Consider the following 17465-nt stretch of genomic DNA (forward strand, 5'->3'; position numbering starts at 1 on the left):
TTAAGTCCGTTTAAATAACTTTGCCAATTCATCAGGCGTAAAGCGAACGATAATAGGACGTCCATGCGGGCATACATAAGGGGTTTCCGTATGGAAGAGGGCTTCCAACAGTTCCTTCATTTCCCGAATATTCAAGGTGTCTCCGGCCTTTACCGCTCCGTGGCATGACAAATATGCCAAGGACGAATGGCGTAATGTCGCCTTATCCGTCTGCGGACTTTCATGTAAAATATGGCAAATTTCCTGCAATGAATCGGCAATATGTGACGTAGGTAAATCAGCGGGAATCGCTTCCATCCGCAAGGTCGTCGGGCCTGCCTCCGTATAAATATAGCCTAAATCTCGAAAAACCTCTTCTTTTTCCGAAAACAGTTGCATGTCACTACTGTCGGCTTCGACAAACTCGGCGGTCAACAACTGTTGACTGGGCATACTTTCCGTACGTTTACAGAATTTATCATACCGAACCCGTTCATGGGCTGCATGTTGATCGATAATATATAAATCTTCACCCTTCTTCGCCACAATATAGCAATCCGCTACGGCTCCCAAGGGAATGAAGACGTCTTCATCACCGTCAAAATGAATAACGGAATGTTCCTTCATCGACTCCGATAACTCTTCCCGAACTGCCGAGAACGGATTTTCTTCTCCCGCCGCATACGCTTTTACATGAGGTTCCGGCGTATAAGGCTTATCTTGCCGTTGTACAGGCACATAACCGTGTTCCAACGAGCCGCCATTATTTTTTCGCCCCTCAGTCGAAAATCCACCGTCTCGGGGTGTAGAGAAGGTAAAGCTTCCCTGTCTGTTCTCAACTTCTTTCGCAGGCACAGCCTTTTCAATTTGGCGCGTTGACAAATTAACGGGTGTCGCAATTTGTTCGGGCTTTTCCCGACTCATTAAGGCCATAATAATACAATGATATACGGCTCGATACATCTGCTGTTCATCGGCAAACTTGATTTCCGTCTTAGCCGGATGAACGTTTACATCAATAGTTGCCGGATCCGTTTCTACATACAAGAGGGCAAAGGGATATCCCGACTTGGGTAACATGGCATGGTAGGCGTTTTCAATAGCCTTAAAGACGACAGCATTGTGAATGACCCGTCTATTGACTATACATGTCTGCCAGGCACGCGTACTCTTTAATAAGGACGGCTTACCGACAAAGCCGTGTATCGTAAAATTTTCATTTTCATAAGTTACGGGAAATACTTCCTTGGCTACAGCCGCGCCGTAAATGGCGGCAATCGTTTCCAAATCATCCCCCGTTCCTCCTGTCTGTAAGACCGTGCGGCCGTTGTTAATAAACGTAAAAGCCACGTCCGGACGAGTGAGGGCCAACTTCGTAATAATATCGGAAATCTTCGAACTTTCCGTCCGTTCACTTTTCATAAACTTTTTTCGAGCCGGCGTATTGAAGAACAAGTTGCGCACTTCCATGGTCGTACCGACGGAAGCACCCGTGTGTTCTTCTTCTTTAACGGAACCGCCCGACAGTACCATACGAAAAGCCAGGTCCGTATCATTCATGCGCGTCGTCATGACCAGTTCGGAAACGGCGGCTATACTCGGTACGGCTTCACCGCGAAATCCTAAGGAGGTAATGGAAAAAATATCTTCAATAGAACTTATCTTACTCGTTCCGTGACGAATAATACTCTTTTTCGCATCTTCTTCACTCATGCCGCTGCCGTTATCGCTGACACGCATATATGAACTGCCTCCGTCGGCAATTTCTATTTCTACCGTTGTAGCCCCTGCATCCAGGGCATTTTCCGTCAATTCCTTAATAACCGAGGAGGGACGTTCAACTACTTCCCCGGCTGCAATTTTATTGGCCGTTTTTTCATCGAGTACATGTATAATGGAGCTCACGAAATACCGCTTCCTTTCTTGGCTTCACGTTGCAAATCATGCAAAAACGAAATGGCTTCGATAGGGGTCATACTCATAACATCCACATGAAGCAACTTGTCCGTTACGGCATCTGTAAACAGTCCCGATGACGCATAAGTCGCTTCCTCATCGGGGATCTGCCGCGACGGCACTGCCGCAGCCCCGCCTTCCAATTCTTCCAAAATAACTTCGGCACGCTTCAAAAGACCTTCGGGAAGGCCCGCCAAACGAGCTACATGTAAGCCGTAACTGCGATCGGCTCCGCCCGGTATAATACGCCGCAAGAATTTGATGGACTTGCCCCGTTCTCGAACGGCGACGGTATAGTTCTTCAAAAGACTTGATTCGTCCGCCATGGAAACCAACTCATGATAGTGCGTGGCAAAGAGAGTAAATGCGTGAACGTGTTTTAAACAATATTCAATAACCGCCTTGGCAATGGACATACCGTCGAAGGTACTCGTACCTCGGCCGATCTCATCCAAAATCAACAAACTGCGGCACGTGGCATGTTTTAAAATATAGGATACTTCCTTCATTTCCGTCATAAACGTACTTTGACCCGTTAAAATATCGTCACTGGCACCGATACGCGTAAAAATCCTGTCAACAGGGCAAATATCGGCACTCTCGGCAGGGATAAAAGACCCCGTCTGTGCCATTAATATCAAGACTGCCGTCTGACGCATATACGTCGATTTACCGGCCATATTGGGTCCCGTTATAACAAGAACTTCGTGATCCGTATGATTAAGCGTAACATCATTAGGCACAAAGAGTTCGTTTTTATTATATTGCTCAATAATGGGATGACGACCTTCTTCGATGCGAATGACTTCACGGCTGTTTAATGCAGGCCGTACGTAGCGATTCTCCTTGGCACATACGGCCAGGCTGTACAAGCTGTCCGCTACGGCTACGGCACGAGCCGTTTCCTGCATGGCCGCAATATGGCCGCGAACTTCTTCGCGCAACTGTGTAAACAGTTTATACTCCAAAGCAGTCAATCGTTCCTGAGAAGTCAATACCTTTACTTCAAAATCTTTCAGTTCCGGAGTAATATACCGTTCCGCGTTGACCAAAGTCTGTTTACGTACATAATAAGGCGGAATCGGTTTCGTATTGGCGTGGGAGATTTCAAAATAATAGCCGAATACCTTCGTATAGCCGATTTTCAGCTTAATTCCAGTACTTTCTTTCTCCCGTTCTTCCAAGTCACGTAAAAAGGCATGACTGTTTTCGGATATGCTGCGAATTTCATCCAATTCTTCATTATATCCGTCACGAATGACACCGCCGTTACGAATAACCGCAGCCGGTTCTTCCTTAACGGCACGACAAAGCAAATCGTACACGTAAGAATGAACATCCATGCATTCATTCAGTCTTTGTAAAATAGGTGCTCCCGCTTGTGATAAGATATGTTTTACGTCCGGCAGAATACGTAACGATTCACGCAAAGCCGTCATATCCTTAGGCCCGGCCGTACCCGTGCCGATGCGTGTCAAAATACGTTCGAAGTCATAAATCTTATCCAACGTATCGCCCAAGTCCTGACGCATAATTTCATGGCGTACCAAATCCTCTACACCGTCTTGCCGTTCCGTTATATCGTGAAGATTCAACAAAGGGGCTTCCAACCACTTACGCAATAAACGTCCGCCCATAGCCGTCTTCGTCCGGTCCAGCACGTCGAGAAGAGTTCCCTTGCGGCGACCGTCACGTACGTTCTGCGTAATTTCCAAATGGCGTAGACTCGATACATCAATAAGCATATTGCGTTCTGTCGTCAAAGGCCTCAACGAGGCGATATGAAAGACGTCGGCCTTCACCGTCTCTTTTACATAGGATAACAAGATACCGATAGTATAGGCCGCTTCCTTTGCCGCCTGAAAGGCATCTTCATCAAAATAATCGGCACCTGTTCGGGAATAGTCTATATCACCTTGCAGCTCGTAGAGCGTAAAAGCACAATGGTTCAGCCGCTCCGTAGTGAAACGCCGTAAAGAGGTAATGATTGCCGACTCCTTCGTATATACCACTTCCGCCGGTTCATACAAGGCAAAGATGTCCAAAAGTCGATCTTGAGTTTCGTCATCTCCGCAGGCCATCCACAGAGCTTCTCCTGTCGTTACGTCCGTCAGTACAAGCTGAATGCCGCCATTTTCTTCCCCTACAGCGGCAATATAGTTATTCTTCTTCGACGCCACGGCATGCTCCATCGTCACGGTACCGGGTGTAATGACGCGAATGATTTCTCGCTTCACAAGACCTTTTACAGACTTAGGATCTTCCATTTGCTCGCAAATGGCAACCTTATAGCCCTTATGAACAAGGCGTTCAATATATGTATCGGCAGAGTGAAAGGGAACGCCGCACATGGGTACGCGTTCCTTATTGCCGCCGGCACGGCCGGTCAAGGTTAAATCCAATTCACGCGACGCCGTCAAGGCATCGTCAAAAAATAATTCATAAAAATCGCCTAAGCGAAAAAACAGCAGTTTATCGGCACATGTCTCCTTGACTTCCAGATACTGCTTCATCATGGGCGTTAACTTCATTTCTTCGGCCACAATCTTCCTCCCGTTTCAGGACATGACCTTTAAGGACCCAAGTCTGTCCCTTATCCACATGTACTCGTATGGTATCACCGACGGCGCTCGTCCCGTCGTTTTCCCAAATGATCATCTTATTGCCCCGCGTCCTGCCGAACCAATGATTTTCATCATTTTTCGTAGGTCCTTCGACAATGACTTCATAGTCCTTGCCTTCCATCTCTACGTTATAAGCCAGGCTGATTTCATTCTGCACATCAGCTAATCGCTTCAAACGTCGACTCTTTTCATCTTGAGGAATCTGATTATCCATAGTCGCTGCCGGCGTTCCCGTACGGGGTGAATAAATAAATGTATAGGCCATGTCGTAGCGTACGCGCCTCAGCAAGTCGAGAGTCTCTTGAAACATCGCTTCCGTTTCACCGGGAAAGCCGACAATAATATCGGTCGTCAAGACGGCTTGAGGCATCTTTTCTCGAATGTACGAGACCAACTCTTCGTAGTGTTCCGTCGTATAGCCGCGATTCATGCGTTTTAAAAGTTCCGTAGACCCGCTCTGCACAGGCAAATGAATATGGGATACTACCTTCTTGCACTGAGCGATGGCGTCGATCATGGTAAAAGTCATATCCTTCGGATGGCTGGTCATATAACGAACCCGTTCAATGCCGTCAATGTCTTCTATAGCATATAAAAGGGCTGAAAAATCTGTACCGTCCTTAAAATCGAGTCCATATGAATTGACGTTTTGACCCAGCAGAGTAATTTCCTTATAGCCTTCTTTGGCTAAGTTGCGGATTTCTTCTATAATTTCTTCTAAAGGCCGGCTCACTTCGCGACCGCGCACATACGGAACAATACAATACGTACAAAACTTATTGCACCCGTTCATAATGGGAACCCAGGCAAAGAACTTCTGGAATCGCTTCGTCGGTACGGCGTGGAATATATTGTCTTCCATTTCCGTAGCCAACATGTGGCTTTCCTTCTGTCCCTCTTTGTCCTTGATTAAATCAATGAGCTTATGTATATTATGTGTGCCGATGACCAGGTCCAAATGAGGAGCCCGCTTAAAGAGGCGATCCTGCCATTCCTGGGCCATGCACCCCGTTACGGCTAAAATCAAATCCTTGTTCCGCGTCTTCAAATGCTTGAACTCGCCGATTTTCCCCAGTACCTTGTCTTCCGCCGTCTCACGTACACAACACGTATTCATAAGAATGACATCGGCTAACTCGGGGTCTTCCGTCGGCGTGTATCCCAGCTCTTCCAACTGCCCTGCATAGCGTTCCGAATCGGACTCGTTCATCTGACAACCGTAGGTCATTAAACAATAGTGCTTACTTGCCAATAAATCCATGTATAGTCTCCGTTACCTTCTTTTTATAATACTTTTAAAATTCGTTTTTACATTTAATGATACCATATTACGGAAGACTGCGACAGTATGAAAAGAAGGATACTCCGCACTTATGTTACCTTCCACAAATCAAAATAGCCGGGTATACTGCCTTAAATGAAGCGTATATTCTTATACGACTCGGAAATCATTACCTAATGCCGTTTAACAATTGTTTTTGCACTATTTATTTCTTTGAACCCTTCCTTTTGTTTTGCATAAAACCTTTTCATCTGCTATACTGTAACCAAAATAATCACTGATTTGGTATGAGCCCGACCAGGGGAATTGCACCCTGTTTGCGGCATACCGGTCGGTGATTTTTTATTTGCATGCGGCTTTATATTCTTGCCATATTCATAATAGTGGAATGGTTGTTACCCGGAATGATGCGTAAGGCTACGGACGAATACTTCCGCTATTTTTATGTGTGTTGATTTGACGTAATTTGCAAGAAACTTTGCCTATCCCTTTATCACTGACGGGGTTGCTTCTCATATCTATCCTGATAAACATCCTCTCAAATACTTTCTTGTAAAATAAATACGATTTAAAAATATTTATCATATCTTTGGCATACAAAAACCGCCTGTCTCTCGAGAAACAGGCGGTTTACTCTTCTTTATGTTCTTTCCTTAATTGCCTTTACAATCCGCTTCAGCCCTTCTGCAATGAGGGTCCGAGGCATAGCCAGGTTGAGTCGTATATAGCCCTGTGCATTGTCTACAAAGAGAGCGTCCCCTCCTTCGAGAAGAACACCGGCTTTGTTGGCGAAGAATTCGGGAATATCTTCTACGTCAGCCAGATAAGCACTTAAGTCTACCCATGCCAGATAGGTGGCATCGGGAATGACAAAATGTGTTTCCGGCAATTCCCTGTCGAGTGTCTCCTTAACAAAGGCGAAGTTTCCGTCCAAGTAGGTCTTCATTTGATCAAGCCATTCCCCGCCTTTTTCATAAGCTGCCTGATGCGCCGCAATGGCTAAGGGATTAACGTTCATAGCGTACGAATTGGTATAGGCAATATACCATTCTTTCAACGTTTCATCTCGAATCAGGATTTCCGCAAACATAAGTCCCGCCATATTAAAGCATTTAGAAGCAGAGGTGCAAACAATAAGTTTGTCATAATCGGGCATAATTTTAGCCATAGGAATGTGCCGCTTCCCTTGGCGCAGAAGGTCACAATGGATTTCATCGCTAATAATCCAAAGGTTATGTTTTTCTACAATAGCCGCAACCTTCTTCAATTCCTCTTCCGTCCATACACGACCGGTCGGATTGTGAGGGTTACACCAAATCAAAAGCTTCGCCATAGGATGTGCGGCCGCCTTTTCCAAAGCTTCAAAGTCGATTTGCCAAACGCCCTTTTTATCTTTAACCAGACGATTGAAAACAGCCTGTTTTCCGTTGTACGTTAAAGGATGCTTAAAGTATCCGTAAGCAGGGGTGTTAACAATGGCATATTCGTGGTCCGTCAAAATAAATTCCGTCAACTTATAAAGAGCGGGAATGATACCGAGAGAAAAGCAAAAATCCTTTCGTTCATAAGTCCAGTCGTACATTTTTTTACTCCACTTGTTATAAGCGTCGTAAAATTCCTGTTCAAAAACCTGACTATAGCCGAGAATTCGCTTATCCAAGCGTTCTTTTATGGCATCAATAATATGGGGGCACATGGCAAATTCCATATCGGCTACCCACATGCGAATAAATTCTTCGTCCTTAAAAGGGAACTTCTTTTTTCCTTCAAAATCATGAAAAATATAACCGCGGAATCCGTCCGTATTCATGGCATTTGTATGCCGACGATCGACAATCTCATCAAAATTATACTTCATTTTAATCCTCCTAAATCAGTATAGTTTAAAACTTAAAGTCATCATATCACACTGATTTTTGCTATGTCAAAGTAAAATGCCGACATACAAAAAACCGTGAAAAACCGCTACTTTATACCCAAATAGACTTATATACATCGCACGGCTACGATGTATCGGCAAGCCTTCACGGTATACAAAACGCCGGACAGACTATGTACTTTCACATTGCCTGTCCGGCGTTTTGAGCCTATCAACTTATTCAGTTATCTGCAACTACCGGCCTGAAAAGGTCTTTACTACATCCAGACGCTGAATGGCCCGTTTCAATGCCAATTCGGCACGAACATGGTCGATTTTTTCATTCTTGCTTGCTAAGCGGTCTTCTGCTCTATGTTTAGCAGCTTCCGCTCTCTTTACGTCAATGTCTTCAGGAAGTTCGGCCGCCGGCGTTACGATGGTGACCTTATTATCATTGACTTCCATGAAACCTTTGGCAACGGCGATCTTCTTTTCCGCTCCCTCTTTGGTAACCGTAAGGGGCCAAATGTCAAGAGATGCGATTAAGGGTGCATGACCGTGCATGACACCCAAATCACCGTCTAAAGCGCGCACAAGAACAAACTCTACATCATCGCAATATACGGAAGCATCAGGTGTAATGACCTCCAGACGGAGCGTTCTAGCGGTTTCTTCCATAGACTATTCTCCCTTCAGAGTCTTAGCCTTTTCGTACGCTTCCTCAATATTGCCGACCAGATAGAAAGCTTGTTCCGGCATGTCATCGCACTTACCGGAAAGAATTTCTTTAAAGCCCGCAATAGTTTCTTTCAACGGAACATAGCGACCGGGTTGACCCGTAAACTGTTCCGCAACGGCGAAAGGCTGACTGAGGAAACGCTGTACCTTACGAGCACGTGCAACCGTAAGCTTATCATCTTCCGACAATTCATCAATACCCAAGATGGCGATAATATCCTGCAAATCCTTGTACTTTTGAAGGATTGCCTGTACTTCGCGAGCCGTTTCGTAATGTTCTTCCCCGATAATATGAGGATCCAAAATACGCGATGTCGAGTCAAGGGGATCGACGGCCGGGTAAATACCCAATTCGGCGATTTGACGAGACAATACAGTCGTTGCATCCAAATGGGCGAACGTAGCGGCCGGAGCCGGGTCAGTCAAGTCATCGGCAGGAACGTAAACGGCCTGTACCGATGTAATCGAACCTTCCTTCGTCGACGTAATACGTTCCTGCAAGGCGCCGACGTCCGTGCCGAGCGTAGGCTGATAACCTACGGCCGACGGAATACGACCGAGCAATGCCGATACTTCCGAACCGGCCTGAATGAAACGGAAAATGTTGTCAACGAACAAAAGTACGTCCTGATGTTCTTTATCACGGAAGTATTCCGCCATTGTAAGACCCGTAAGGCCTACGCGCATACGAGCTCCGGGCGGTTCGTTCATCTGACCATATACCAAAGCGGTCTTACTGATAACGCCCGATTCCTTCATTTCGTTCCACAAGTCGTTACCTTCACGTGTACGTTCACCTACGCCCGTAAATACGGAGTAGCCGCCGTGTTCCGTTGCGACGTTATGAATCAATTCCATAATAAGGACCGTCTTACCTACACCGGCACCGCCGAAGAGGCCAATCTTACCGCCCTTGGCATAAGGAGCGATAAGGTCAACGACCTTAATCCCTGTTTCCAAGATTTCCATCGTCGGCGACAAGTCGTCAAATTTAGGAGCCGGACGGTGAATCGGCCAATAATCTTCAGCCTTTACCGGTTCGTCTACCTTATCAACCGCTTCGCCGAGGACGTTGAAAATACGTCCCAACACGCCCTGACCAACAGGAACGCGAATAGGAGCACCCGTGTTTTCAGCGGCCATACCGCGCACCAAACCGTCCGTAGAGCTCATGGCAACGCAACGGACAACATCGTCGCCCAAATGCTGCATGACTTCGGCTACGAGATTTACGGTCTGATCACCTTCGCCGCCTGTAATGCGGATAGCCGTGTAAATAGGCGGTAAGTCTTTTTCCACAGAAAATCGCACGTCAATTACCGGGCCGATGACCTGGATGACTTTACCAAAATTATCACTCATGAAGAGGTTCTCCTCTCTACTTTAATACTTGTATCTTACTGCAACGCATTCGCACCGCTGACGATTTCCGTCAATTCGTTCGTAATGCCTGCCTGACGTACCTTGTTATAATGAACCGTCAGGCGGTCGATCAGTTCGCCTGCATTATCCGTTGCCGATGTCATGGCCGTCATGCGGGCTCCGAGTTCACTCGCCGCCGACTGAAGCAGGCTGTTGTAGACAAAGGCTTCCAAATACGTAGGCACCAAGGATGTGAGAACTTGGTTACTGTCGGGAGCAAAAAGATATTCTTCCTTCACTCCTTCTTCTTCGTTCAAATCCGCATCAATAGGAAGCAGCTTGGATACGGTTACGTCCTGAACCAGGGCCGAACGGAATTTCGTATATAAAACACAGACTTCATCCACTTCACCGTCCATAAAGCGTTTCACCGCTTCATTCATAACGGTTTGAGCGTGATGATACTGCGGCTTATCCGAAAACCCGCTCCACTTGCCGGCAGGTGTAATACGAAGGCGTTTCAAATACTCAACGGGCTTACGACCGGTCACGAGAAAGGTTACCGCATCTCTGCCCTTTTCGGCAACGATAGCGGCCATGGCTTTATTGATATTCGAACTGAAAGCTCCGGCCAAGCCTTTATCGGCACCGACAACAATATAGCAAGTACGTTTTACTTCCCGTTGTTCAAACAGGGGACCGGCTTCACCGCTTGCGGCAGCTGCCAATCGACGCAACATGGCTTCGATTTTATCGGTAAAAGGAGCCGTTGCCAAAGCGCGATCCTGTGCACGACGCAGACGTACGGAAGATACCATCTTCATGGCCTTCGTAATCTGTTGAGTATTCGTTACGGACTTAATCCGTCTGTTTATCTCGCGTGCACTCGGCATAGACTATTCCTCCTCTTTAACGAGTTCATGGTCGGCGCCGAACAATTTAATAAATTCTTCAACCGCCTTCTTGAGGATAGCTTCATCTTCTTCACCGAGTTGCTTCGTGTCTTTAATGTGGCTGCCCACATCGGGATACTGAGCATGCATGAACTTGATGAATTTTTCTTCAAATTCCGCAACGTCTTCAACCTTAATCGGCATGAGATAGCCTTTTACGGCTAAGTAAATCTGCATAACCTGGTCTTCAACAGCCATCGGCTGGTACTGAGGTTGTACGAGCATCTGCATCGTCCGTTCGCCTCTGTCGATTTGAGCCTTCGTACTCTTATCGAGGTCGGATCCGAACTGTGCGAAAGCCGCCAATTCACGATACTGTGCCAAGTCCAAACGCAAGGTGCCGGCAATTTTCTTCATGGCTTTAATCTGAGCCGAACCACCTACACGAGATACGGACAGACCGACGTTAATAGCCGGACGCACACCGGAGTTAAATAATTCCGTTTCCAAGAAAATCTGTCCATCCGTAATAGAAATAACGTTTGTCGGAATATAAGCCGAAACGTCGCCTGCCAATGTTTCGATAATAGGCAAAGCCGTAATCGAACCGCCACCCAATTCATCGGACAGCTTGGCAGCACGTTCCAAAAGACGCGAATGTAAATAAAATACGTCGCCGGGGTATGCTTCACGTCCGGGCGGACGACGTAATAACAACGACATGGCACGGTATGCCTGAGCATGTTTGGACAAATCGTCATATACGCACAGTACATCTTTGCCCTGGGCCATGAAGTATTCACCCATGGATACGCCGGCATAAGGAGCCAAGTATTGAAGCGGTGCCCCGTCGGAAGCCGTTGCGGCAACGACAATGGTATACGCCATAGCGCCGTGTTCTTCGAGAGTGCGAACTACACGAGCTACCGTAGATGCCTTCTGACCGATGGCAACATAGATACAAATAACGCCGCTATCCTTCTGATTGATAATCGTATCGATGGCAATAGCCGTTTTGCCGGTACCGCGGTCACCGATAATCAATTCACGTTGGCCTCGACCGATAGGAACCATCGAGTCGATAGCTTTAATCCCTGTCTGCAAAGGTACCTTTACAGGTTGGCGGTCGGCAATACCCGACGCCTGGACTTCAATACGACGCGTTTCTTTCGTCTGAATGTCGCCTTTGCCGTCAATAGGAGCCCCCAGGGGATTTACGACACGGCCGATCATACCGTCACCTACAGGAACGCTCATAACGCGACCTGTACGACGAACCGTATCGCCTTCTTTAATCAAGTCGTCTTCACCGAGCAATACGGCGCCGACATTATCTTCTTCCAAGTTTAAGGCTAAGCCATATACATTGTGAGGTAATTCCAATAATTCCCCGGACATGGCCTTATCCAAACCGTAAATATGAGCGATGCCGTCACCGACTTCAAGGACCGTACCGACGTCGTCCACATTCGTTTCGACATTATAGTCTTCGATTTGTTTTCTGATTATAGCCGTAATTTCTTCAGGCTTCATGTTCATTTCTAGTCCGTCACCTCGTTTGCTACACTGCCTTGCAATAAGGCGTGTTCCATATTCCGGATTTGTCGTTTCAAGCTGCCGTCAATAACCTGATCGCCGATTTGTATAACGACGCCGCCCAAGATAGACGGGTCCGTATAGTACATCGGTTCGATTTTCTTTCCGGTCATAGTTTCCAGCTTCTTCACGAGTGCCGTTTCTTCTTCCGCTGTTAGCGGCTTAATGACACGTATTTTGGCCACTTCAATATTCTGTGCGGCCCGAGCCAAATCGATAAAGTTTTCCACAGCTTCCGTAATTGCCGCTTCCCGACGACGGTCTACCATAACGTAGAGAAATCGGCAAACAATGGATGAAACGGAAGAAGCAAAAATCTTTTCAAGCGTTTCTTTTTTGGCTTTCGCCGTAACCAGAGGATTGCCCAAAAACTTTCTGAGATTTTCGTTTTCACGCATTACCGTGCGGACCGTTTTCATATCCGCCAGTACGGTATCAAGCGAATTATCCGATTGAGCAATATCAAACATGGCCTGGCTGTATTTTGAGTATACGGATTCAGGTATCATAAGTGCCTACCTTGCGATCCGTTTCGCATCCATACGATCCATGCACTCTTTAATCAATTTGGAGTTCATGTCCGTATCCATATTTTTTTCCAGTAATTTTTCTGCCACAGCCATAGACAGGGAAACTACTTCTTGCCTCATTTCGCGAAGAGCGGCTTCACGTTCACTGACGATTTCGGCGTGTGCCAATTCCTTTTCGCGGGCAATTTGCGTACGGATGGCATCGAGTTGCGCCTGTCCTTCCGCTTCCGCCTGCTTAACGGCCTTATCGATAATCGCCTGCGCTTTTTCCTGAGCCGTTTGCAACTGTTGTTCGTAATCGGCTTTCAGTTTTTCTGCAGCCAAACGCGACTGTTCCGCATCGTTCAAGTCGGACGAAATCTTGTTTCTCCGTTCCTCCAGAACCTTCAACATCGGTTTATAAGCAAACTTGGCCAAAATAGCGACCAGAACAAAGAAGTTGAGGAATTGGAAAAGCAAAGTACCGTTTATACTGATCAATGGTATTCCCTCCCCGTTTCGGTAAGTAACACTTCTTTATTCAAATTAGAGTAAACTTACAAACGGATTGGCGAATACCAATACAATGGCGATAACGGCAGCGATAATAGGAATAGATTCAATCAAGCCGATAGAGATAAGCATGTTCGTAAGGAGCTTGCCGCCCATTTCAGGCTGACGTGCCGTACCTTCCAACATTTTCGAAGCCGCATTGCCGTCGGCAAGAGCCGCGCCCAAAGCTGCCAAACCAATACCCAAGCAAGCACCGAATGCCGAGAATGCCAAAACAATTGCCTTTTCCATAAGTTATAACCCTCCCAGATATGTAAAAATTTAATGTGATCCGTGGAACGACGGAGCTAAATAAGATGTTGTCAAAATAGTAAAGATAAATGCCTGGATTAAACCGATAACCAAGCTGAACACGAGCCAAATGAGCGGCACGCCTACAGGTACCAGTTCATACAGCACTTCCATCAAAATTTCACCGGCCAAAATATTACCGAAAAGACGGAATGACAATGTCAACGGTTTTGTAAATTCTTCCATTAAGTTGATGGGGAAGAACAATACAAAAGGCTGGAAGAAATGTTTGAAATACTTTCCGGCACCCTGATTGCGAATATACAACGCATGTGTCAAAAACGATGCGACCAAAGCCAATGCTACGGTCGTGTTCAAATCATTTGTAGGTGATGATAATACACCCGGATTCGGTAACAGACCGAATTCATTAGCAAAGAAAATGAACAAAAACATGGTTAAGAGAACAGATGTAACCTGACCGTATTTAGGTCCCAGGTTTTCTTTAAACTGTTCAAGTAAGGCTTCAACAATCATTTCCATGCCGTTTTGCATACCGCTCGGTACCAAGGCACGTCCCCGCGTCGCCAACAGTGTAACCACAATAACGATGGCGGCAACAATCCATGTCATCATCAAGGTGTCAATATTGACATTTAACCCTAACAACTGAACAACCGTATGATGCCCCGCGTGTAATTCCATAAGCTGCACCTCCCTTCCTACAAAATGCGCTGTAACGCCTTGACAAAAAGTTCACCGAAAATCAGTACTCTGTACATCATGACACCTGCCACAAAGGAGGAAATCCTGATTTGAGGAAATTGCAGTACAACGATAAGCACAAGCATAATCAACAACAGCCTCACTACTACGCCGCCGCGGATAAAGACCAAGGCTTGTTCGGCCGGCATACGTGCGGATTTCGCTAACCGACTGCTGAGCATTACGAAGTACAACAGATTGACCAGGCTACCGATGATCCATCCGGAAATATACTCGCCCGCTCCGACCGCCCAAGCGGCAACAGCCCCCAGTACGGTGCCTACAGCAAGACGAATTACCGTTTTTTTAACATATAAAGTAAATACGTCCACCGGTCGTCCTTTCATTTCCCCTGTTACTTGCCACGTTCATTCAAAGTCCCCGCTTTTTTATACAAAGTCCAAAACCCGGTAACGGAACCTAAGAGTGCAAATGCCATGAGCCCGAACGGACTTGTATTAAAATACGAATCCACAAAGCGTCCAATGAAAATACCGACAATAATGTTCACAAATAAAGTAAGGCCCAATGAACCGGCTACGGCTACGAGCTGTAATGTCGACATGCCGTCGCTTCTTTTTTGTGATTTTTTGCGGTCTTCCGTTGCTTGGCCCACGAATATTTACCCCTCACGGCAACTACAGTGAATACGGTAAAAATCAATGATTATATCCGCATCGATTGACCCCGTACCTGATGTATATTTTACTCTTCCATTTGATAAAATGCAACAAAACCGAATGGGCTTAGCCCTTTTTTTCTTAAGGTTTAAAGGTGTAAAGAGTACTAAAAAAGGCGACATTTTGTCGCCTTTTAATCATACTATTTGTTTTGAATATTTATTCATTTTATTTAAATTCTTCAGGCCGTTCGGAGCATTCATTGTATACATAACGCACAGCTTGAACAATCCGTTCCGAAGCCCTTCCGTCACCATAGGGGTTGACGGCATTGCTCATGGCTTCATAAGCTTTTTTATCAGTCAATAGGCGTCTCGTCGTTTCATATACGACATCCACATTGGTTCCGATAAGAGATACGGTTCCCGCTTTTACCGCTTCCGGTCGTTCCGTCGTATTTCTCAAAACGAGAACCGGTTTTCCCAAAGACGGAGCTTCTTCCTGAATACCGCCCGAATCGGTCAGCACCAGATAGCTGCGACTCATAAGGTTGGCAAAGGGTTCATAATCAAGCGGTTCAATGAGGTGGATTCTGTCTACCCCCGCTAGTTCTTCGTTAACGACCTGCCGAACAAGGGGATTGCGATGTACGGGAAAAACGATTTCCGCATCGGGCGTTTCTTGTACGACCGAACGTAAAGCTTTATAAATATGTCGCATCGGCTCCCCTAGATTTTCCCGACGATGGGTGGTTAATAAGATAACTCGATGCTGTTCAAAGTCGATTTGGCGCAATTTCTCGTCATCAAACTCGTAGTCGGGACGAACGGTCTTCATTAAGGCGTCAATAACCGTATTTCCTGTTACATATATTTTTTCCGGGTTCACACCTTCACGTAAAAGATTGGCTTTAGCCGTTTCCGTCGGTGCAAAATGAAAAGATGCAATAGCTCCTGTGAGCTTACGATTCATTTCTTCGGGAAAAGGCGAATATATATCCCCTGTTCTCAGACCCGCTTCTACATGACCGACTGCAGTCTGACTGTAGTAAGAAGCCAAAGCACCGGCAAAGGTCGTCGTCGTATCGCCGTGAACGAGAACCAGATCGGGCTTTTCTTTTTCCAAAACCTCTTTTAATCCGTTCATCGCTCGCGAGGTTATGTCGTATAAAGTCTGACCCTGTGACATAATATCCAAATCGTAATCGGGTTTGATTTTGAATAAATGCAACACTTGATCAAGCATTTGCCGATGTTGAGCCGTTACGGCCACGACCGTCTCGATTTCGTCCTGATGTTTTTTCAGTTCCAATACGACAGGAGCCATTTTTATGGCTTCCGGTCGAGTACCGAATACGGTCATTACTTTAATCATGAAAGCGCCTCCTTAGACGTATACCCTTCTATTTTTTCATGCCGTTTGTGTTGTCGGAGCGCCGTAACACACCGATTCGACGGGCCGAATAAATAATAATAGCCAAGACGGCGATAACCGTAACAATACCGGTCTTATAGCTTACATTGGCAACGAAAATCGCAACAAATCCCAAAACCGCACTGACCATGTACATGCTGAGAACAGCTTGTTTCTGAGTCATCCCCAAAGCCAGTAAACGGTGATGCAAATGTCCTTTATCGGGCTGAAATATCGGAACGCCGCTCATTTTGCGACGCACAATAGCAAACAAAGTATCTAAAATAGGTACCCCTAAGGCGATGATAGGTACAATAAGAGCCACCGTTGCCGCCGTCTTGACAAGCCCCAGAACAGCCACAACCGCCATAGTATACCCCAGAAGCATGCTGCCCGTATCGCCCATAAAGATTTTGGCGGGATTAAAGTTATATTGCAAAAATCCCAAGGCAGCTCCCGACATAGCCACTAAAATCATAGCCGGCAAATATTGATTCATACTGACAGCCATGAAAAACATGGAAATGGAAGCGATTACCGATACCCCTGCCGCCAAGCCGTCTAACCCGTCAATAAGATTTACCGTATTGGTAAATCCGACAATCCAAAAAATCGTAACCGGTACGGCCAACCATTCGGGAATGATTAAAATGGTTCCGAACGGATTGGTTACCCATTCGATCTGTACGCCGAAGGCCACGGGAATAGCTGCGGCAATAATCTGCCCGGTCAGCTTTACCTTAGCCGGTATATTCTTGATGTCGTCCCAAATCCCCAAGCACACAATAGCCGTAGCTCCTAATAAAAAGCCTAAAAATTCTTTATATACGGGCATGGAAAAGAGGACGGCCGCCATAAATCCGATAAATATGGCCAATCCGCCCAGACGGGGAATAATATGAGTATGCACCTTACGTGCTTCGGGCCGATCTACGGCACCGACACGAACGGCAAGCTTTTTCACGGCCGGAGTCAACGCGTATGAAACAATCAGACCGATAAAAAAAGGTACGAAATATGCCAGCACCGAACACGCCTACTTTCTTTTTATAATTGAAATGCCGTG

General features: G+C 46.3%; 16 protein-coding genes. All 16 read right to left on the minus strand.

Annotated features, from left to right (window positions below):
- The 16 genes from mutL to HMPREF9429_RS07210 all read right to left on the minus strand — a co-directional run bounded on the left by mutL (position 1) and on the right by HMPREF9429_RS07210 (position 17426).
- Positions 1-1884, minus strand: coding sequence for a DNA mismatch repair endonuclease MutL (gene mutL, locus HMPREF9429_RS07135; protein WP_006942709.1), 1884 nt, complete (start codon positions 1882-1884; stop codon positions 1-3).
- Positions 1881-4451: a DNA mismatch repair protein MutS gene (gene mutS, locus HMPREF9429_RS07140; protein WP_006942710.1), complete on the minus strand. Its 2571-nt coding sequence runs from the start codon at positions 4449-4451 to the stop codon at positions 1881-1883. Before mutS ends, mutL begins: the two co-directional genes overlap by 4 nt.
- The gene (miaB, locus tag HMPREF9429_RS07145) at positions 4408-5820 is read right to left on the minus strand and encodes a tRNA (N6-isopentenyl adenosine(37)-C2)-methylthiotransferase MiaB (RefSeq protein ID WP_083801180.1); all 1413 of its coding nucleotides are present in this window, start codon (positions 5818-5820) and stop codon (positions 4408-4410) included. Before miaB ends, mutS begins: the two co-directional genes overlap by 44 nt.
- A 661-nt stretch (positions 5821-6481) precedes the next feature.
- Positions 6482-7699: a MalY/PatB family protein gene (locus tag HMPREF9429_RS07150; protein WP_006942712.1), complete on the minus strand. Its 1218-nt coding sequence runs from the start codon at positions 7697-7699 to the stop codon at positions 6482-6484.
- A gap of 255 nt (positions 7700-7954) precedes the next feature.
- The gene (locus HMPREF9429_RS07155) at positions 7955-8377 is read right to left on the minus strand and encodes a F0F1 ATP synthase subunit epsilon (protein ID WP_006942713.1); all 423 of its coding nucleotides are present in this window, start codon (positions 8375-8377) and stop codon (positions 7955-7957) included.
- A gap of 3 nt (positions 8378-8380) precedes the next feature.
- Positions 8381-9799, minus strand: a complete 1419-nt coding sequence (gene atpD, locus HMPREF9429_RS07160; RefSeq protein WP_006942714.1) for a F0F1 ATP synthase subunit beta — start codon at positions 9797-9799, stop codon at positions 8381-8383.
- 35 nt (positions 9800-9834) lie between these two features.
- Positions 9835-10692 (minus strand): ATP synthase F1 subunit gamma, encoded by an 858-nt coding sequence (atpG, locus tag HMPREF9429_RS07165; protein ID WP_006942715.1) that lies wholly within the window; start codon positions 10690-10692, stop codon positions 9835-9837.
- A gap of 3 nt (positions 10693-10695) precedes the next feature.
- The gene (gene atpA / locus HMPREF9429_RS07170; RefSeq protein ID WP_006942722.1) at positions 10696-12231 is read right to left on the minus strand and encodes a F0F1 ATP synthase subunit alpha; all 1536 of its coding nucleotides are present in this window, start codon (positions 12229-12231) and stop codon (positions 10696-10698) included.
- Positions 12232-12233: 2 nt separating this feature from the next.
- Entirely contained in the window at positions 12234-12797 is a 564-nt protein-coding gene (gene atpH, locus HMPREF9429_RS07175) for an ATP synthase F1 subunit delta (protein WP_006942725.1), read from the minus strand.
- A 6-nt stretch (positions 12798-12803) separates the two neighbouring features.
- Positions 12804-13298 carry a F0F1 ATP synthase subunit B gene (atpF, locus tag HMPREF9429_RS07180; RefSeq protein WP_006942726.1) on the minus strand — a complete coding sequence of 165 codons (495 nt, stop codon included), beginning with the start codon at positions 13296-13298 and terminating at the stop codon, positions 12804-12806.
- A gap of 45 nt (positions 13299-13343) precedes the next feature.
- Positions 13344-13601: a F0F1 ATP synthase subunit C gene (gene atpE / locus HMPREF9429_RS07185; RefSeq protein ID WP_006942727.1), complete on the minus strand. Its 258-nt coding sequence runs from the start codon at positions 13599-13601 to the stop codon at positions 13344-13346.
- Positions 13602-13631: 30 nt separating this feature from the next.
- Positions 13632-14306: a F0F1 ATP synthase subunit A gene (gene atpB / locus HMPREF9429_RS07190; protein WP_006942728.1), complete on the minus strand. Its 675-nt coding sequence runs from the start codon at positions 14304-14306 to the stop codon at positions 13632-13634.
- A 17-nt stretch (positions 14307-14323) separates the two neighbouring features.
- Positions 14324-14713: an ATP synthase subunit I gene (locus tag HMPREF9429_RS07195; RefSeq protein WP_006942734.1), complete on the minus strand. Its 390-nt coding sequence runs from the start codon at positions 14711-14713 to the stop codon at positions 14324-14326.
- Positions 14714-14721: 8 nt separating this feature from the next.
- The gene (locus HMPREF9429_RS07200) at positions 14722-14982 is read right to left on the minus strand and encodes an AtpZ/AtpI family protein (RefSeq protein ID WP_006942739.1); all 261 of its coding nucleotides are present in this window, start codon (positions 14980-14982) and stop codon (positions 14722-14724) included.
- A gap of 232 nt (positions 14983-15214) precedes the next feature.
- Complete coding sequence (gene wecB, locus HMPREF9429_RS07205) at positions 15215-16360, minus strand: non-hydrolyzing UDP-N-acetylglucosamine 2-epimerase (RefSeq protein ID WP_006942744.1); 1146 nt, start codon at positions 16358-16360, stop codon at positions 15215-15217.
- Between the two features lie 28 nt (positions 16361-16388).
- Positions 16389-17426, minus strand: coding sequence for an MraY family glycosyltransferase (locus tag HMPREF9429_RS07210; RefSeq protein WP_006942746.1), 1038 nt, complete (start codon positions 17424-17426; stop codon positions 16389-16391).
- Positions 17427-17465: the final 39 nt, after the last annotated feature.

The organism is Megasphaera micronuciformis F0359 (genome assembly GCF_000165735.1).
Classification (GTDB): domain Bacteria; phylum Bacillota; class Negativicutes; order Veillonellales; family Megasphaeraceae; genus Megasphaera; species Megasphaera micronuciformis.